Source organism: Pseudomonas sp. SBB6 (assembly GCF_024213215.1).
Taxonomy (GTDB): Bacteria; Pseudomonadota; Gammaproteobacteria; order Pseudomonadales; family Pseudomonadaceae; genus Aquipseudomonas; species Aquipseudomonas donghuensis.
On sequence record NZ_JANAVH010000002.1, the window covers coordinates 253,249 to 273,436 of the forward strand.

General features: G+C 65.7%; 9 protein-coding genes. 6 read left to right on the forward strand and 3 right to left on the reverse strand.

Annotation, left to right across the window (positions count from 1 at the left end; all coding sequences use genetic code 11):
* Nucleotides 1-577 precede the first annotated feature (577 nt).
* Nucleotides 578-1,021 (reverse strand): hypothetical protein, encoded by a 444-nt coding sequence (locus NLX68_RS04505; RefSeq protein WP_254282913.1) that lies wholly within the window; start codon nt 1,019-1,021, stop codon nt 578-580.
* 186 nt (nt 1,022-1,207) lie between these two features.
* Here NLX68_RS04505 and pvdM point away from each other — a divergent pair, with 186 nt between their 5' ends.
* The 6 genes from pvdM (at nt 1,208) to NLX68_RS04535 (ending at nt 10,517) form a co-directional block, all read left to right on the forward strand.
* A complete protein-coding gene (gene pvdM, locus NLX68_RS04510) occupies nt 1,208-2,569 on the forward strand; it encodes a pyoverdine-tailoring dipeptidase-like protein PvdM (RefSeq protein ID WP_254282914.1) in 1,362 nt (453 codons plus the stop codon).
* 18 nt (nt 2,570-2,587) lie between these two features.
* The gene (locus NLX68_RS04515; protein WP_010222458.1) at nt 2,588-3,859 is read left to right on the forward strand and encodes an aminotransferase class V-fold PLP-dependent enzyme; all 1,272 of its coding nucleotides are present in this window, start codon (nt 2,588-2,590) and stop codon (nt 3,857-3,859) included.
* Nucleotides 3,860-3,886: 27 nt separating this feature from the next.
* The gene (locus NLX68_RS04520) at nt 3,887-4,741 is read left to right on the forward strand and encodes a formylglycine-generating enzyme family protein (protein WP_254283315.1); all 855 of its coding nucleotides are present in this window, start codon (nt 3,887-3,889) and stop codon (nt 4,739-4,741) included.
* A 154-nt stretch (nt 4,742-4,895) separates the two neighbouring features.
* Nucleotides 4,896-6,236 (forward strand): lysine N(6)-hydroxylase/L-ornithine N(5)-oxygenase family protein, encoded by a 1,341-nt coding sequence (locus tag NLX68_RS04525; RefSeq protein ID WP_036996282.1) that lies wholly within the window; start codon nt 4,896-4,898, stop codon nt 6,234-6,236.
* Nucleotides 6,237-6,250: 14 nt separating this feature from the next.
* Nucleotides 6,251-7,900, forward strand: coding sequence for a cyclic peptide export ABC transporter (locus NLX68_RS04530; protein WP_254282915.1), 1,650 nt, complete (start codon nt 6,251-6,253; stop codon nt 7,898-7,900).
* Nucleotides 7,901-8,021: 121 nt separating this feature from the next.
* A complete protein-coding gene (locus tag NLX68_RS04535) occupies nt 8,022-10,517 on the forward strand; it encodes a TonB-dependent siderophore receptor (protein WP_254282916.1) in 2,496 nt (831 codons plus the stop codon).
* A gap of 84 nt (nt 10,518-10,601) precedes the next feature.
* Here the strand turns inward: NLX68_RS04535 and NLX68_RS04540 are convergent, their stop codons facing one another.
* Together NLX68_RS04540 and NLX68_RS04545 are read right to left on the reverse strand one after the other, a co-directional pair.
* Nucleotides 10,602-11,564, reverse strand: coding sequence for an alpha/beta hydrolase (locus NLX68_RS04540; RefSeq protein ID WP_254282917.1), 963 nt, complete (start codon nt 11,562-11,564; stop codon nt 10,602-10,604).
* A gap of 59 nt (nt 11,565-11,623) precedes the next feature.
* Complete coding sequence (locus tag NLX68_RS04545) at nt 11,624-20,185, reverse strand: non-ribosomal peptide synthetase (protein ID WP_254282918.1); 8,562 nt, start codon at nt 20,183-20,185, stop codon at nt 11,624-11,626.
* Nucleotides 20,186-20,188: the final 3 nt, after the last annotated feature.

The window sequence follows — 20,188 nt, forward strand, 5'->3', positions numbered from 1 at the left end:
CCGCTGCCGGCCCCTTCCGCCTTTACGGCGGGTCCCTTTTGTTCTTGGCAAAAGGAACCAAAACCGCTCGCTCCCGCATACGGCCCTACGCTGCGGTGCCTCCTGAAGTCGCGAAGTTACGGGCGGCGCCTGCACGGGCGTATCTGCGAAAGCAGATTATGGCGTAGCCAAACTGACCCCGAAGCGAGGACCGCCCTGCTTCATCTTGATGCTGATCTTGATCTTCATGCACGTAATTCCAGGCGCCGCGAAAAGCGACTTCAGGAGGCCGAGCGGAGGTGCCTGTAGGGGCAGTGCGCAGCACCTTCGGCGTCAGCCGAAGACGCGAGATGTAGACTTGCGCAGCAAGTCGTAGGCCGCGATGCCCCGGAAGGCGCCGCAGCGAGGGGACCCGAAGCGCAGCGTAGGGCCGTATGCAGGAGCAAGCGGTTTTGCCTACTTCTTCCCAAGAGAAAAGTAGGCCGCCGTAAAGGCGGAAGGGGCCAGCAGCGGCACCACACAGAATGGATAAGCTAGCAGCTTCAACAACCCAGGGATCATAGCCCCCCGGGATTGCATTAAGAACCCTTTTTATGGCTCAGGCGTTGGTACTGACCAGCGAGCCCGAACTGCTGCCACCGGCTTCGGTCAGCGCCTTGAGCAGTGCCGCCGTGGCGCTTGCGATCGCCGCCGTGGTCGCGCCCACCGCCGACTGCGCGGCAGTAACGGCCGCAGCCTTGAGGGTAGGTTCCATGTCCCTGGCCAGGACTTCCTGCAAACGCTTCTGCTGCTCGGCCAATTGCTTTTGCAGCTTCTTGATCATCTCGCGCATTTGCTTGATGTGTGCCGGCTCTTCACCCGCGCTGGCGCTTTCCTTGGCTTCTTCGGCCTTGCCGCTATCACGCACCTTGGACATGTCAACGTTGACCGCACCCTGCGCCTCCAACCCGGCCGTTTTTTCCTGCCCGGTGATGGTGATGCCTGTGCCGATGCCGCTGTTCAATGGGGTCCCGTTGATTGAGACGGCGCTAAAACCTGCCATGTTTCTATCATCCTGATGGTATTGGGGTTAACCCGGCTATCGGCCGCGCAGGCTGAAACTTGAGCCAGGCGGGCCTCTGGATAAATTTGCCCAAGCGCCGTTCGTCCCTCCTGATACCCGTGCTTTGCCCCCGGCACGCCAGTGCACCGGGCAAGCCGTTCCGATCAGCCCAGTGTCGAGATGGCAATGACCAAGACCAAGACCCGTTCCCGCAAAGCCCTGTACATCGGCCTGCCGCTCGCCCTGGCGGCGGCACTGGGCGCGGCCGCAGCCGGTTACCTGTACTACAAGCAGGCGACCGGCTACCCGCGCCCGATCGTCGAGCAGGCCAATGCCCTGCATGAGCACATGCTGACGTTCGACAGCCACATCACCGTGCCGCTCAAGTTCGGTAACGAGGGTAACGAATTCGACAAGGACGGCCCCGGCCAGTTCGACTTGGTCAAGGCCGGCAAGGGCCGGCTCTCGGGCGCCGCGCTGACCATCTTTGGCTGGCCGGAGCTGTGGAACGGCCCCAATGCCCCGCATCGGCCAACCCCGGGGTTTGTCGACGAAGCGCGCAACCAGCAGGAAGTGCGCTACAAAATCATCAGCAACATGGTCCGCGACTTCCCCAATCAGGTCGGCATCGCCTATACCCCGGATGACCTGCGCCGCCTCAATGGCGAAGGCAAGTTCGCCATTTTCATCAGCATGCTCAACGCCTACCCACTGGGCCACGACCTGTCGCAACTGGACCTGTGGGCCAAGCGCGGTATGCGCATGTTCGGCTTCAGCTATGTGGCCAACAACGACTGGGCCGACTCCTCGCGACCGCTGCCGTTTTTCAACGACACCCCCGATGCCCTTGGCGGCCTGTCCGAGCTGGGCGAACAAGCCGTCAAGCGCCTGAACGACCTGGGGGTAATCATCGATGTCTCGCAGATGTCGACCCTGGCCCTGGAAGACGTCGCCCGCCTCAGCCGCACGCCCATGGTTGCCTCGCATTCGGCGCCGCGGGCGCTGGTGGACATCCCGCGCAACCTCAGCGACAAGGAAATGCAACTGATCAAGGACAGCGGCGGCGTGCTGCAGGTGGTGGCTTTCGGCACCTACCTCAAGCCCCTGAGCAAGCCGAGCCTGGACAAACTCGAAACCCTGCGCGCGCGCTTTGGCCTGCAACCGCTGCAAGGCCTGGCCAATGCCCTGATGCCCGGCGATGCGGTTATCGCCATCTGGCCGCAGGCACGCTTTGGCGAGTACGCCGGCAGCCTGTACGACATTGTCGAGCAGGAACCCAAGGCCACCCTCAAGGACTACGGCGACGCCATCGACTACGCGGTGAAGAAGATGGGCATCGACCATGTCGGTATCAGTTCCGACTTCAACGACGGTGGCGGCCTGGAGGGCTGGAAGGATGTCAGCGAGATCCGCAACGTGACGGCCGAGCTGCTCAGCCGTGGTTACTCCGAAGCCGACATCGCCAAGCTTTGGAGCGGCAATTTCCTGCGGGTCTGGGACCAGGTGCAACGAGCCGCCCGCCCCGTTGCCAGCACCTCTACTCCTTGAATCCAGGCAGCTTCAGACATGACTGACCGTCGCACCTTTCTCAAGCAGGCCGGCCTGCTCGCCGCCAGCCTGCCGCTGTTGCCCCAGGCCCTGGCAGCCGCGCCGGCGCCACTGAGCGGCAAGGACAAATGGCACAACCTGCGCCAGCTGTTTCCCCTGGACCCGGCCTATGCGCACTTCGCCAACTTTCTGGTCACCGCCCACCCGCGCCCGGTGCAGGAAGCCATCGACTACTACCGCGCCGAGATCGACCGCAACCCGGCGCACTGGGTTGACTGGGAAACCCAGATCGAATGGCAGCGCGAAGGTGAGGTGCGCGACTGGGCAGCCCGTTACCTGGCGGTACGCCCGCGGCAGATCGCCCTGACCGGCAGCACCACCGAAGGCCTGGGAATGATCTATGGCCGCCTCAAAGTCGCCCCCGGCCAGGAAATTCTCACCACCGAGCACGAACACTATGCGACCCGCAAAGCCCTGGCGTTCCGCCAGCGTCATGAGGGCACCCAGGTGCGCAAGCTGCGGCTGTTCCAGCAGCCACGGGAGATTTCCACCGACCAGGTGCTGAGCACCCTCGACCAGGCCATCAACGCCAACACCCGGGTGCTGGGCATGACCTGGGTGCACTCCGGCAGCGGGGTGAAATTGCCCATTGGCCAGATCGGCGAACTGGTGCGCCAGCACAATCGCGACCGTGACGAAGACCGGCGCATTCTCTACGTGGTGGACGGCGTGCACGGCTTCGGCGTGGAGGACGCCAACTTTGCCGACTTCAACTGCGACTATTTCATTTCCGGCACCCACAAGTGGATGTTCGGCCCGCGCGGCACCGGGATCATCTGCGCCGCCTCCGAGCAGATGAGCAACCTGGTGCCAACCTTTGCCACGTTCTCCGAGGACGAGGACTTTGCCACCATCATGACCCCGGGCGGCTACCACGCCTTCGAGCACCGCTGGGCACTGGGCAAGGCCTTCGAACTGCACCTGCAACTGGGCAAGGCCGAGGTTCAGGCGCGTATCCACCAGCTCAACGATTACCTCAAGCAGCGCCTGCTCGAACACAAGGCCATCGAGCTGGTGACCCCGCTCAGCCGCGAACACTCGGCCGGCTTCACCTTCATTCGGGTCAAGGGCCAGGACCCCGACGCCCTGGCCAATTACCTCACCAGCAACCGCATCGTCGTCGACGCCGTCGACCGCGACGCCGGCCCAGTGCTGCGCATGGCCCCGGGGCTGCTCAACAACGAGCAGGAAATCGACCGGGCCATGGCCCTCCTGATCAAGAAACTCTGAAAAGGCTCGCTCATGTCCGCACCCTTGATGTACCGCCTCTCCCTGGCCGCCCTGCTCACCGCGCTTGGCTGGTCGAGTGCCCAGGCCGCCAACGCCCAGACACCGGGTACGGTGTTTCGCGATTGCAAGGCAGCCTGCCCGGAAATGGTCGTGCTACCCGCCGGCAGTTATCAGATGGGCACCCCCGATGACGAAGTCGGGCGCCAGCCCGATGAAGGCCCGCTGCACACCGTGACGTTCGCCAAACCCTTTGCCATCAGCCGCTTTCAGGTGACCGCTGGCGAGTGGGACGCCTACCTGCGTGAGTCCGGCGTGGTGATTGCCGACGGCGACACCCGCCCCGGCCGCGAATGCAAGGCGAGCACACCGCGCTATGAACAAAAGCCACGCCAGCCGGCGGTGTGCATGAGCTACCACGATGTCCAGGCCTACGCCGAGTGGCTGTCGAAAAAGACCGGCAAGCATTACCGCATGGTCAGCGAGGCCGAGCGTGAATACGCCGCCCGCGCCGGCAGCAGCGGGCCGTTCCCCTTTGCCATGGACCCTGGCGCCGACTATCAGATCACCCGCAACGCCAACACCTACGGCCCGCGTGACGGCTTCAGCTTCAGCTCGCCGGTGGGCAGCTACCCGGCCAACGCCTTTGGCGTGTACGACATGCACGGCAATGTCTACGAATGGGTTGCCGACTGCTGGCACGAAAACTATGTCGGCGCCCCCAGCGACGGCAGCGCCTGGGTGGAACCTGGCTGCACCACCCGCCACATTCGCGGCAACGACTGGGGCGAGGCACCGATCTTTTCCCGCTCCGGCAATCGCAACGATCGCCCGGCCGATATCCGCGGCGACTGGCTTGGCCTGCGCGTAGCCCGCGAACTCTGATGCCTGGCGCGTGGCCCGGAAGCCACCGGGCCGCGCGCTAAATTCCCCGTCTATCCACTCGTTTCAAACGGTAGATCCCCCGCTGCCATCGACCGCAGCGGGGCCTGCTTGCCATCGCACCCGCCCCGAATTTCTCCTTCAAGGAATCGACGACATGAGCCAGACGACTTCGCACGATACCCTCCACGATCTGATCAGCGTGGGCTTCGGCCCTTCCAACCTGGCCCTGGCCATTGCCCTGCAGGAGCGCGCGCAAAGCAGCGGCCAGGCACTCAAGGCACTGTTCATCGACAAGCAGCAGGACTACCGCTGGCACGGCAACACCCTGGCCACCCAGAGCGAGCTGCAGATTTCCTTCCTCAAGGACCTGGTCTCGTTGCGCAACCCCACCAGCCCCTACAGCTTCGTCAACTACCTGCACAAGCAAGGACGCCTGGTCGACTTCATCAACCTGGGCACCTTCTATCCCTGCCGCCTGGAGTTCAACGACTACCTGCGCTGGGTTGCCGAGCACTTTGCCGACCAGGCCGTCTACGGTGAGGAAGTGGTGCGCATCGAGCCGCACTTCAACGGCGACGCCATCGACCTGCTCAAGCTGGTCTCGCGTGACAGCCAGGGCCGCGAGCACAGCCGCCTGACCCGCTCGGTGGTGGTCGGCAGCGGTGGCTCGCCACGTATTCCCAAGCTTTTCGCACCGTTCAAGCAAGACCCGCGGGTGTTCCACCACTCCCAGTACCTGGCGGCGCTCGAGCAGCTGCCGTGCGCCCAGGGCCAGGCCATGCGCATCGCCATCATCGGCTCCGGGCAAAGCGCGGCCGAGGCCTTCATCGACCTCAACGACAGCTTCCCGTCGGTGAAGGTCGACATGATCCTGCGCTCCTCGGCCCTCAAGCCTGCCGATGACAGCCCGTTCGTCAACGAGATCTTCGCCCCGGCCTACACGGACCTGGTGTTCGAGCAACAACCCCAAGACCGCGAAAAACTCATCGAGCAATACCACAACACCAACTACTCGGTGGTTGACGTCGACCTGATCGAGCGCATCTACGGCATCCTCTACCGGCAGAAAGTCGCGCACCAGTTCCGCCACTCGGTACTCTGCCGCCGTGAAGTGGAAGCGGTCTCGGCCACCGACCAGGGCATCGAACTGACCCTGCGCGATCACGCCACCGGCAAGGATCAGACCCACCGGTATGACGCGGTGATTCTGGCCACCGGCTACGAGCGCCGCTCGCACCGCGAACTGCTGGCGCCGCTGCAGGAGTACCTGCAGGACTTCCAGGTCGATCGCCATTACCGCGCCCTGAGCGATCCACGCCTGAAGGCGGGCATCTACCTGCAAGGTTTCTGTGAGGCCTCCCACGGCCTGAGCGACACCCTGCTGTCAGTGCTGCCGGCCCGCGCCGACGAAATCAGCCAGGCGCTGTACCACGCGCTGGACACGCCGCGTACCCTGCGCGAGAGCCCGCTGGCCGCCGACCTCATCAACGCCTGAAGCGAGAGACGTCAATGACCCGTCCATCCCGCAGCGCCGTTCGCGACCTGTTCGGCCTGCTCAAACCGTTCTGGCCGCTGGTGGCGATGTCCATCGCCCTGGGCATGGTCGGCGGCATCAGCGTCACCACGCTGCTGGCGACCATCAACAGCGCCCTGCACAGCGACAGCGGCCTGACCCAGGGCGTTGTCCTGGGTTTTGCCGGGTTGTGCCTGCTGGCGCTGCTCAGCACCATCTGCTCCGACATCGGCACCAACCACGTCGGCCAGCACATCATCGCCAAACTGCGCAAGACACTGGGCGAGAAGGTGCTCGCCGCGCCCATCGACCAGATCGAGCGATACCGCAGCCACCGCTTGATTCCGGTGCTCACCCATGACGTCGACACCATCAGCGATTTCGCCTTCGCCTTTGCCCCACTGGCGATTTCCCTGACCGTGGTGCTCGGCTGCCTGGGCTACCTGGCGATGCTGTCGTGGCCGATGTTCCTGCTGATCCTGCTGGCCATTGCCCTGGGCACCGCCGGGCAATTCATCGCCCGCGCACGCGGCCTGAAAGGCTTCGAAGCGGCGCGTGAAGCCGAGGACGAACTGCAAAAGTACTATCACGCCATCGCCGAAGGGGCCAAGGAACTGCGCATCCACCGCCCACGGCGCCAGCGCATGTTCGTCCAGGGCATCCAGGGCACCGCCGAACGGATCTGCGCCACGCAAATCCGCTCGATCAATACCTTCGTGATCGCCAAGAGCTTCGGCTCGATGCTGTTCTTCGTGGTCATCGGCCTGGCCCTGGCCATGCAGTCGTTGTGGCCGAGCGACAACAAGGCGGCGATGAGCGGCTTCGTGCTGGTGCTGCTGTACATGAAGGGCCCGCTCGATCACCTGGTCAGCACCCTGCCGATCGTCAGCCGCGCGCAGATTGCGTTTCGGCGCATCGCCGAACTGTCGCAGCAGTTCTCCTCACCCGAGGCTCACCTGCTGCTCAGCGACCACGGCGCGGCGGCGCCTGCGGTAAACAGCCTGGAACTGATCGATGTGACCTACACCTTCCCCCGCGTGGAGGGCTTCGAGCCGTTCCGGCTGGGGCCGGTGAACCTGCGTATCGAACAGGGCGAGATCATTTTCATCGTCGGTGAAAACGGCTGCGGCAAGACCACCCTGATCAAGTTGCTGCTGGGCCTGTACGCGCCACAAGGTGGCAGCATCGTGCTCAACGGCACGCCGGTGGTGGCCGAAACCCGCGACGATTATCGCCAGTTGTTCACCACCATCTTTGCCGACTACTACCTGTTCGACGATGTGGTCCAGGGTGACACGCAGATTCCGGCCGACGCCGACCGCTACCTGCGGCGCCTGGAAATCGACCACAAGGTCAGTGTCCGCGACGGGGTGTTCAGCACCACCGACCTGTCGACCGGGCAACGCAAACGCCTGGCCCTGCTCAATGCCTGGCTCGAAGAACGCCCGGTACTGGTGTTCGACGAGTGGGCCGCCGACCAGGACCCGACCTTCCGGCGGATCTTCTACACCGAATTGCTCCCGGACCTCAAACGCCTGGGCAAGACCATCATTGTCATCTCCCACGACGATCGCTACTTCGACGTCGCCGACCAGCTGGTGCGCATGAACGCCGGCAGCGTCGTCAGCGAACCGCAACTGGCCTGATCCCTTCGCACTGAAAAAGCCCGCGGCCGAAAATATTTTTCCGGTTTGCGGGCCTACGAACGTCTCATCCCCAGTAATAGAAATCATTATCAAACAAGTAGCCACCCGCCAAGAGCCCACCATGCCAGCACACGCCCTTTCACCTCTAGCCAAAGCGCTGATGATGCGCCGGCTGCTCAAACCCCGCGTTGTTTCCGCCACCCTCGGCCTGGCCCTGGCCCTGCCGCTGGCTGCCCAGGTGCAGGCACGGGAAGTGGCCTTCGACATTCCGGCGCAACCGCTGTCCAGCGCCTTGCAGAGCTTCGGCCAGCAGGCCAACGTGCAGCTGCTGTTCAGCCCTGACGATGTGATGAACCTGCGTGGTGCGCCGGTGCAAGGGCGCCTGCAGCCGGAAGCGGCGATTCGTATCCTGCTCGGTGGCACCAACCTCAACTACAGCCTGCAGGGCGATACCCTGACCGTCACCGGCCGCGGCTCGTCGAGCTCGGTCGAACTGGGGGCGACGACCATTGGTGCCACCGGGCTGGGGAGCACCACTGAAGGCACAGGCTCCTACACCACAGGCTCGACCAACACCGCCACCAAGCTCAACCTGAGCCTGCGCGAAACGCCGCAGTCGGTCAGCGTCATGACCCGCCAGCGCATCGACGACCAGAACCTGCGCAGCATCGGCCAGGTGCTGGAACAGACGGCCGGCATCAACGTACAGAGCCCGGGCAGTGACCGCTTGTATGTGTACTCGCGCGGCCTGGCCATCGACAACTACCAGTACGACGGCCTGCCCACCACTTCCTTCGCCTTCAGCCAGGCCCTGCCCCAGGCGCTGTCGGACATGGCCATCTATGACCGGATTGAAGTGGTTCGCGGCGCCACCGGCCTGATGTCCGGTGCCGGTGACCCCTCCGGGACCATCAACCTGGTGCGCAAGCGCCCCACCGACACCTTCAAGGGTTATGTCAGCGGCGGCCTCGGCTCCTGGGACCTGTACCGCAGTGAAGTGGACGTCTCCGGCCCGCTGACCGAAAACGGCAAGCTGCGCGGCCGCGCGGTGGCCGCCTACCAGCAAGGCAACAGCTTTACCGACCACCTGCAGCAGGAAAAGACCATCCTCTACGGGATCGTCGAGGCCGACCTGACCGACAGCACCCTGCTCACCGTCGGCGTCGATTACCTCAACAGCGACCCGCGCGGCTTCTCCACCACCGGCCTGCCGATCGTCGACAACAAGGGCAACCGCGTGCACATGCAGCGCTCGGCCAACGGTGCCAGCCGCAACAGCACCAACCGCCAGGAGACAGTCAACGCCTTCGCCTCGATAGAACAGAAACTGGCCCACGACTGGACCCTCAAGGTCGCCGCCAACTCGCTGTACGGCACCCGCGACTACAACTCGATCATCGTCGGCACCTCCACCGGCTTCGTCAACGCCGACACCGGCAACGGCCTGAAATATACCGCCACCAAGGGCGACAACACCCAGGAACAGCGCGGCCTCGACATCATGCTGTCCGGCCCCTTCGAGCTGGGCGGGCGCACCCACGAGCTGGTGGTCGGCTTCAACTACCAGGACTACGAAAACCGCCGCAACGGTTTCGGCCACCCGACCGCCGATGGCGGCAGCGACAACGGCGTCAGCGGCAAGCCGGTGAACATCTGGACCTGGGACAACTATGCGCCCACCCCGACCTACTCCATGAACCGCGAAGACGACAACCTCAAGCAGCGGCAGAACGGCGCCTACCTGGCCACCCGCCTCAAGCCCACCGACGATCTCTCGGTGATCCTCGGCGCGCGGGTCAGCAACTACAAGTACGACGCCATGCTGCACTACAACGTCCCGAAAATGGTGCGCAACAATACCGATGACTCGGTCAAGGTCAGCGGCGAAGTCACCCCGTATGCCGGCGTGGTCTACGACCTCAACGACATCCACTCGGTGTATGCCAGCTACACCAGCATTTTCAAGCCGCAGCCCTACCGCTCCCGCGACGGCAAGCTGCTCGACCCACGTGAAGGCGACAACTACGAAATCGGCCTGAAAAGCGAGTACTTCGGCGGCCGCCTGAACACCGCGCTGGCCCTGTTCGAGGTCAAGCTGGACAACGATGCGATCCCAGACGGCACCCTGCCCAGCAACGACCTGATCACCGCCTACAAGGCGGAAAAAACCAAGACCAAGGGCATCGACCTGGAAGTCAACGGCGAGATCATGCCGGACTGGAACATCGCCGCCAGCTATACCCATGCGGTGGTCAAGGACCATGACGGCGAGCGGGTCAAGACCATCGTTCCGACCGACCTGTTCAAACTCTGGACCACCTACCGCTTGCCCGGCGAGCTGGATCGCCTGACCGTCGGCGGTGGCGTGAACTGGCAGAGCGGCATTCACTTCACTGTCGACTCCTGGCAACTGAGTGCGCCGGCCAAGGCCAAGCAAGGCGACTACGCGACCTTCAACCTGATGGCCCGCTACCAGCTGACGCCCAAGTGGTCGACCACCGCCACCGTCAACAACCTGTTCGACAAGAAGTACATCAGCTCCCTGGATGACAACTTCTACAGCGGCTCCTACGGTGAACCGCGCAGCTTCCTGGTGAGCACCAAGTACGAGTTCTGATCGCCCCGCACACAAACGCCGTCCCGGCAAAGGCCAGGCTCCTGGGAGCGACCTTTGCCGGTGCGGCGTTTTGCTGTTCAGGCCTCAGCGTTCGAGCACCTGGCCAAGCCAGGCCGATGCCTGTGCGTAGACCTGCTCCACCTGGGCGACGATGCCGCCCATGCGCAAGAAGTCGTGGGACAGACCGGCTTCGACACTCAAGGTCACCTCGGTACCCGCCGCCTGCAACCACTGGGCATAGGCCAGGCCTTCATCATGCAGCGGGTCGTAGCCGGCCAGCGCCACGTAGGCCGGCACCTGGGCAATGGCGCTGCCGAGCAGCGGCGAGGCGCGCCAGTCGAGACGGTCGGCTGGCGTGCGCGCGTAGTGCTGGTAAAACCACTCCAGGGTGGCCGACTCCAGCAGGTAGCCTTCGGCGTAACGCTGATGGGACGCCCGCAGCTGGCTGATGTCGGTCACCGGATAGAACAGCAACTGCGCCACCGGCCGCAGTGCCGCTGGCAATGCCCCGGACGCGGCCATCGCCGCCAGCACCGTGGCCAGGGTCGCCCCGGCACTGTCACCGGCCAGCACCACTTTACTGCTGTCCAGGTGCAGGGCGCCGGCCTGCTCGACGAGCGCTGCCAGGCTGTCGGCGGCATCCTCCACGGCAGTCGGGAAGCGGTGTTCCGGCGCCAGCCGGTAGGCCGGGGCCAACACCGCGAACTCACCGCTGAGCGCCAGGCGGCGGCACACCGAATCATGGGAATCGAGGCTGCCGACCACATAGCCACCGCCATGAAAATAGAGCATCACCGGCAAGGCTTTACCGGCGCTGGCGCTGCGGCGATAGAGCCGCGCGGCAATCTCGCTACCGTCGCGGGTCGGCAACTGCAGGGCGCTGACCTGCAGCTCGCCCGGCGGGTTGGGGTCGAGGATCTGCGAAGTGGCCTCGAAATCGGCACGCGCCTTGGCCAGCGGCACCGCGTGCAGGGGCTGGCTTTTGCCGGTCAGGCGACCGAACTCGGCAAGCTCCAGAAAGGCAGAAAGATCAGGGTGCAAGGACATGGGAGCATCCAGACAGAATAATAGGAAAAAAGGCGGGGCCGGACGGCCCCACCCCGGGTTCAATCGACCAGCGTTTCGACCCGCAACAAGTGCCGCTGCAGCTGGGCAAGCAGCTCGCTGTTGGCCAGGATGTCGTAGTGACCGGCGTCGATACGCTGCCCTGCGGCCTGCACGTGCAGGCTCGCTTCATAGGCCTCGAGCAGCTCAACCGGCAGTTCAGCGCGCCACCACACCTGTGCCGCGCAGGCGCTGCGCGGCAATGGCTGCACGTGCCGGGACAGGGCCTTCAGGCGCAAGCCCACCTGGAAGGCACGGGCCAGTTCATCGGCTTCGAAGCGACTGGCCTGGGCCGGCGTAGCCGGCTGCAGCGCGGCCAACAAGGCGCTGAGCTGCGCCAGGTCAGGCTCGTCACTCGGCAGTTGGCCAGGTTCGACCCGCAGATTGGCGGTCTGGGCCAGGAACGCCGGCAGGTCGTCACGCCAGTCATCCACTTGCGCCAACGGATCGCGCCGCGGGATAAAACTGTCGACCAGGCCCAGGAAGCTCACCGTCTGCCCTTGTTTTTCCAGCTCCGCGGCGACCAGCACCGCCAGGGTGCCACCCAGCGACCAGCCCAACAGGCGGTACGGGCCTTGTGCCTGTTTCTGGCGAATGTACTGGGCGTAATCGATGGCCATCGACTCCAGCGAGTCATCCTCCCAGTCACGGTCCAGGAGCATTCGGCATTGCAGGCCATACACCCTGCACTGCCCTTGCAGGCGCCGTGCCAACGGCTCGTAGTCGAACACCGTGCCGAAGCCTGCGTGCAGGCAGAACAGCGCCGGGCCTGGCTGCGTGGCGCCATTGAGCGCCAGCACCGGGTCAAGCTCGCCAGCCTGCTCCTCATAACCCGACAACTGAGCAATGGTTGGCTTGGCCAGCATGTCGCGCAGCTTCAGTTCAAAGCCGGCCGGTGCTTGCTGGCGCACCTTGCTCAACACCTTGAGGGTGCGCAGCGAATCGCCGCCGAGCTCGAAGAAGTTGTCCGTGGCACCGACCTGCTCAAGCTCCAGCACCTCCTCCCAGATATCCGCCAGCAGGCGTTCCAGGGCGTTGCGCGGGGCCACATACGCCTTGCCCTTGAAGTCCGGGTCGGGCAAGGCTAGGCGATCGAGCTTGCCACTGGGGTTGAGCGGCATGGCCTGAAGTTCAAGGATCTGCGCGGGCACCATGTAATCGGGCAGTTCGCCCTGCAGGGCACTGCGCAACTGCTCGACCTGCAGCCCCTGCGCCGTGGCCACCACATAAGCAATCAGGCGTTTGCCCGCCTCGCTGTCGCGGGCCACCACCACAGCCTCGCGTACCCCGGCCTGGGCCCGCAGACGGGCTTCGATTTCACCCAGCTCGATGCGAAAACCGCGAATTTTCACCTGATGATCCAGGCGTCCCAGGTAGTCGATCACCCCGTCGGCGCGGCGGCGTACCAGGTCACCGGAACGGTACAGGCGCCCGCCGGCCTCGAACGGGCTGGCAACGAAGCGCTCGGCAGTCAGCCCCGGGCGCTGGTGGTAGCCGCGCGCCAAGCCTTCGCCGCCGATGTACAACTCGCCGGCGACGCCGTCGGGCAAGGGGTTGAGCTGGGCATCGAGGACATACAGGCTGCGGTTGCCGACACGCTCGCCGATCGGCGCGTAGGCCGCTTCGCAGCGGGCCCCGGCGGCGGCGCGCCAAAGCATCGGGGTGACCACGGTTTCGGTCGGGCCATAGCCGTTGGTGATCATCCGCGGGCGCAGGGTGCGCTGGACCAGGTCGAAGTTGGCCTCGGCGACGGCATCACCGCCAAAACAGTAGATGTCCACCGGCGGCGGGTTGTCCTGGCCCTGGCCATACTCGGCGATCTGCTTGAGGTAGGCCGGCGGGAAGCAGGCAATGCTGATGCCTTGCTCATGCAGCACCGCCCAGGTTTCTTCGGCGGTCCACAGGCTGTCGTCACGCAGCACCAGGCAACCGCCGGCCAACAGCGTCGACCACCAGCGCTCCTGGGCACCGTCGAAAGCGAACGACATGAACAGCAATTCGCGGGTTGCCGGGGTCATCTGGTACAGCGCGCCGATCGCCTGGCAATGCATGGCCAGCGGCCCGCGCGCCACGGCAACGCCCTTGGGCTTGCCGGTGGAGCCGGAGGTGTAGATCAGGTACGCCAGATGCTCTGCCTCGATGTGCACCGGCGGCGCTGTTTGCGGGTACTGATCCAGCGCCAGGGTGTCGAGGCTCAGCACCTGCGCCTGCGTGGTCTGCGGCAGGCGCGCCAGCACCCGGCTATGGGTCAGCAGCACCTTCATGGCCGAGTCTTCGACGATCCATTGCAGGCGCTCCTGCGGGTAGTCGATATCCAGCGGTACGTAGGCGGCGCCGGTCTTGTGCACGGCATACAGGGCCACGATCATCTGCACCGAACGGTTCAACGCAACCCCTACGCGCACCTCCGGCCCTACGCCCTGGGCACGCAGGCAGTGCGCCAGGGCATTGGCCTGCGCTTCGAGCCCGGCGTAACTCAACTGCTGCCCGGCGCAGACCACCGCCAGCGCATCGCCCTGGCTTGCGGCATGGGCCTGGACCCGCTCGAGCAGGCTCGGCGCCTGGGGCTCTGCTGGCAGCACCGGGTTGGCGGCGGCCAACGCCTGCAGGCCGCCGGCATCGAGCATGGCCAGGCTGCCGAGGGTCGCCTGCGGCTGCTCCAGCAAGGCCTGCAACAGCGTCTCGAAACCGGCGCGGATCTGCACCACGCTGTCGGCACTGAAGCGGTTGCGCAGGTAGAGGAACTCGATGCTCAGGGTTTCGCCCAGATTGACCGCCAGGTCCATCGGGTAGTTGGTGACATCGCGACCGCTGGTGGCGCCAAACTGCAACGAGCCCTGGCCGACCTCCCGCAGGCGCTCGTCGACCGGGTAGTTCTCGAACACGATGATGCTGTCGAACAGGCTGCGGCCACTGTGCCCGGCCCAGCGCTGGATGTCGGCAAGCGATGCATGCTCGTGGTCGCGCACGTCCAGGTTGTAGGCCTGCAGTTGCGCCAGCCAGTCGCCGACGCGCTGGTCTGGCCGTGGGCTTTGCAGGATCGGCAAGGTGTTGATGAACAGCCCGAGCATCTCGCCGGCCTGAGGCAGGCTGGCCGGGCGCCCAGCCACCGTCGCGCCGAAACAGACGCTCTGCTGGCCGGTGTAGCGCTGCAACAGCAGCAACCAGGCGGCCTGCACCAGGGTGTTGGCGGTGACCCGCAACTGCTGGGCGGCGTTGCGCAACTGGCGGGTGCGGGCAGCATCCCAATCCAGGTAGAGCGCATCGTGGCCGTGCAATTGGGCCGCAGGGCGCGGCCAGGTGCAGGCCGCAAGCTCGGTGACCTCGCCCAGGTCGCGCAACTGCTGGCGCCAGAACTGCTCCAGGGCCTGTTGGTCATCCTGTTGCTGCAGCCAGGCAATGTAGTCGCCGTAGCGCCCTTGCACTTGCACCGGGCGCCCATGGTAGGCCTGGAACACCTCTGCGAGCAGGCGTGAGCTGCTCCAGCCGTCCATGAGAATGTGGTGACGGGTCCAGATCAGGTGGCAACGCTGATCGTCAAGGCGCACCAGGGTGACCCGCATCAGCGGCGCGCGCAGCAGGTCGAAGCCCTCGCGGCAATCGGCGTGCACCAGCATTTCGATGGCGTCGCTGGCCACCGCCTGGCCACGCCAGTCGAGCACACGCACCACGGACGGCGCCTGCTTGCTCACCACCTGCAGCGGTTGGGCCAGGTGGCTGGCGTTCCAGAACCCGCTACGCAACACGTCGTGGTTGGCCACTGCCAGGTCCCAGGCCGCAACGAAGCGCTCAAGCTCAAGCCCCTGCACCGCGACGCTGGTCTGGTTGATGTACAAGCCGGCCTCGTCGGCTTCCAGGGAGTGGAACAGCATGCCCTGTTGCATCGGCGACAACGGGTAGATATCGGCCACCGCGCGCGCCGGCACCGGCAGGCCGTCGAGCTGGGCCTGGGTCAGCCCGGCCAGGGGGAAGTCCGCCGGGGTCAGGCCGCCGCTGGCCTCATGGCAACAGTGCTCGATCAGCGCCTGCAGTTCGCTGGCATAGTCGGCGGCCAAGCCTTCGACGACCTGGCTGTCGAACATCTGCGGGCTGAAAATCCAGCCGATGCTCAGCCGCCCTTGGTACACCTGGCCATTGAGGGTCAGCCAGTTGCCCAGTTCGGCCAGCTCGGCGCGCTCGCTGCCCGAGGCTTCACGGGCCACGCTAAACAGCGCATCGTCGCTCTGGCCGTCGAAGCTGTTGTCGAACTGCCCCAGGTAGTTGAAGGTGATGCGCGGCAACGGCCGCTGGCCCAGCGCCTGGCGCGCCGTGCTATCGCCCAGGTAACGCAGCAGGCCATAGCCGATGCCGTTATCGGGCACCGCCCGGACCTGCTCCTTGATCGCCTTGATCGCCTCGGCCAGGCCAGGCGCTGGCGTCAGCGCCAGTGGGTATTTGCTGGTGAACCAGCCGACACTGCGGGTCAGGTCGAGATCGGCAAACAGCTCTTCGCGGCCATGGCCTTCCAGCACCACCTGGGTACTCGACTGCCCGCTCCAGCGGCAGATCACCCGGGCCAGGGCAGTCAGCAGCAGCTCGTTGATGCGCGTGCGGTACGCGGCGGGCGCCTGTTGCAACAAGCGCTGGGTGGCGGCGTTGTCCAGACGGCTGTAGACGGTCCGGGCATCACGTTGCAACAACGGGCAACGGGCATCGCGCACCGGCAGGTCGTGAACCACCGCCTGCGCCTGCCAATAGCCGAGTTCGGCCTGCAACGCGGCACTGCCCGCGCGCGCCTGCAGGCGTTCGGCCCAGTGTTGTGCCGAACAGGTTTTGCCCGGCAGGCTCAAAGCCTGGCCGGCGGCCAATTGCCCGTAGGCGCTCTGCAGGTCTTCCAGCAGGATGCGCCAGGAAACGCCATCGACCACCAGGTGGTGCACCACCAGCAGCAAGCGCTGCTGGCCATCTTCGAGGCTCAACAGCACCGCCCGCAGCAACGGCCCATGGGCCAGGTCGAGGCTGCGCTGGGCCTGCTCGCAGATCGCCGGCAGCTGCTCAAGGCAGGTGTTGCGCTGCCACAACAGCTCGTCAGCGCCCGCGCCGGGGTGGTGCTCGGCGAGCCAGCCGTCAGGTGTCTGGCTAAAGCGCAGGCGCAAGGCATCGTGTTGCCTCAGCAAGGCCTGCAAGGCCGCCGTCAGGGCAGGCGCGGACAACGGCGTGCGCGGGGCAAGCAGCACCGACTGGTTCCAGTGATGACGGTCGACCACCTCGTTCTCGAAGAACATCTGCTGGATCGGCAGCAGGGTCAGGCGGCCCTCGACCGGCCCGCTCGCATTGGGCGCCTGGGCCGCACCGGCACTGGCAACCCTGGCCAGGCGTTGCACGCTCTGGTGCTGGAACAGGTCCTTGGGGGTAAAGCGGATACCCGCTTCACGCGCGCGGCTGACCACCTGGATGGAGATGATCGAGTCGCCGCCCAGCTCGAAGAAATTGTCCTGACGGCCAACCCGCGGGACCTTGAGCACGTCCTCCCAGATCGCCGCCAGTTGCTGTTCCAGCTCGCCTTGCGGTGCACTGTAGGCATCACTCGCCGCCTGCTGGGCGGGCGCCGGTAGCGCCTTGCGGTCGAGCTTGCCGTTGGCGGTCAGGGGCAGCTGCTGCAGCAGGATCAACTGCGCCGGGACCATGTAGTCCGGTAAGCGTGCGCGCAGTTCGCCCAGCAAGGCGGCCGCCACCTCGGCCGTGCTGCCGATACGGCTGACCACGTAACCGAGCAGTTGCTGGCCGCGCTCACTGGCGTGGCCGACGACCACCGCCTGCTCCACGCCGTCCAGGCTGCGCAGGCACGCAGCGACCTCGCCGGGCTCGACGCGAAAACCGCGAATTTTCAGTTGATCGTCGATGCGTCCCTGATAGTGCCACTGTCCGGCGCTCAGGCGCACGCCATCGCCGCTGCGGTACAAGCGCTCGCCGTTGCTGCTGAAGGGGTCGGGGACAAAGCGCTCGGCGGTCAGCCCCGGCTGCCCGAGGTAGCCGCGCGCCAGGCCTTGGCCACCGATGTACAGCTCGCCCGTGCCGCCGTCCGCCACCACCTGCAGGCTGGGGTCGAGCACCCGCACGCGGGCATTGGCCAGGGGCTGGCCGAGGCTGACCGGCGCGGCCTCGAGCGGCCCGGCGAGCACACCGACAGTGGATTCGGTCGGCCCATAGTGGTTGAACACCCGGCACTGCGGCGCCAGTTGCCGCACGCGCGCGAGCAGCGCCGGCGGACAGGCTTCGCCACCGAGCACCAGCAGGCGGCGCGGCAACACCTCGGCGGCCTGGGCCGAGGCCATCAACGCCGCCAGGTGCGAAGGCACAATCTTCAGCACATCGACCTGCTGGCGCTGCATGGCCGCGGCCATGGCCTGGGCGTCCATCGCCGTGTGCGGGTCGAACAGATGCAGAGTCCGCCCCGAGCACAGCGCGCCGAACAACACGGTGTGGCCGAGGTCGGCGGCGACCGTGGAGACCATCGCCATGCTCTGCGCCTGCTCCAGCGGCAGGCGTTGCAACAGGCCCTGGACATAGTTGGCCAGGGCGCCATGGCTGACCATCACCCCTTTGGGCTGCCCGGTGGAGCCGGAGGTGTAGATGACATAGGCGCAGCTCTCGGCCAGCGGCCGCGTGTGCAGCAGTTCGCCACTGGCGAGCGTTTCGGCGCCGGGGTGGTCGACACAGACCAGCACCTGACCCGCGACCCGCGGCATGTCGGCCTGCACCGCCGAATCGCAGAGCAGCACCTGGGCGCCACTGTCCTCAAGCAGCGTGCGCAGGCGATCAGGAGCGGCTTGCGGGTCCAGCGGCAAGTAGCTGGCCCCGGCCTTGAACACCGCCAGGATCGCCACGATCAGTGCCGAACTGCGCTCCAGGGCAATCGCCACCCGCGATTCGCGGCCCACGCCCAGTGCGCGCAAGTGCGCGGCCAGGCGCCCGGCCTGCTGATCGAGTTCGGCGTAGCTCAATTGCTGCGTCGCACACACCGTTGCCAGGCGCTCTGGCGTGGCCGCCAACTGCTGCTCGAACAGCGCCAGCACGCTGCTGGCGGCAAACCTGCACTGCGGCCCCTGGCCAAGCGCGGCCAGGCGTTGCTGCTCAGTGGCCGACAGCAGCGGCAGGTCCTCGATGCGCACCTGGACGTCGTCAACGATGGCCTGCAACAGCCCTCGCCACTGCCCGGCAATGGCTTCGATGCTGCGGGCATCGAACAGGTCGCTGGCGTAGACGAAGGTCGCCTCGATCCCGCCCGGATGCTCCAGGGTATTGAGGGTCAGGTCGAACTTGCTGGTGGTCAGCGGTTGCACCAGTGGCGTCATGTGCAAGCCGGCCAGGACTGGCGAGGCACTGCCAGGCTCTTCGCGCTGATGATTGAACATCACCTGGAACAACGCCGAGTGGCTCAGGCTGCGTTCGGCCTTGAGCACGTCGAGCAACTGCTCGAAGGGCAGGTCCTGGTAGGTCTGGGCCTGCAGGGCCGCCTCGCGCACCTGGGCGAGCAGTTCGCTGAAGCGCTGCTCACCGCACACCTGTGCCTTCATCACCTGGGTATTGACGAAGAAGCCGATCAGGCGCTCGGTCTCAGGCCGCCCCCGGTTGGCGATCGGCACCCCGACACGGATCTCCTGCTGGCCGCTCAAGCGCTGCAGCAGGGCCTGGAACGCCGCCAGCATCAGCACGAACACCGTCACCCCTTGGCGCGCGGCAAGGGCCTTGAGCTGCTCGCCCAGGCCGGCGTCCAGCGCGGCATCCAGGCTGGCGCCGGCATAGCTGCGCTCGGCCTGGCGCGGGCGGTCGAGCGGCAACTGCAGGACTTCAAGCGGCCCCTGCAATTGCTCGCTCCAGTAGGCCAACTGACGCTCGCGTTCGCCGTTGTCCATCCACTGCCGTTGCCACAGGGCGTAATCGGCATATTGCACCGGCAAGGCCGGCAGGCTTGGCTCGCGGCCCTGGCGGTAGGCGGCATAGGTTTGCATCAGCTCTTGGACCATCAGTTGCAACGACCAGGCGTCGGAGATGATGTGGTGCTGGACCAGGCTGAGGACGTGCTGCTCGTGCTCGACCTGCAACAAGGCGGCCCGCAGCAACGGCCCACGGGCCAGGTCGAAACCCTGAGCGCCCTGCCCGGCCAGAAACGCCTGAATCCCGGCCTCGGCCTCCACTGCGCCGGGCAAGGTCTGGCGCATCAGCGCCAGGCCAGACGGCGCCTGTATCTGCTGCCTGACCCCGTCCGGCGTTTCGATGAACAGCGTGCGCAGGCTTTCGTGGCGGGCAACCAGCGCATCCAGGCTGCGCTGCAGGGCGCCGACGTCCAGGCGGCCCTGCAAGCGGATCGCCAGCGGGATGTTGTACGCCGGGCTGTGCGGCTCCAGCTGCCAGAGAAACCACTGACGTTGCTGGGCATAGGAAAGCAGGAGCGGCTCGTCCTCGGCACGCTGGAACACAGGAGCGATCCCGAACAGGTTGATCCCTTTCTGTTTCAGCAGGACAGCCAGCGCTTTGCGCTCTTTCGAGGAAAGCGCCCCCACAGACTCTATTAACTTTTGCACGCC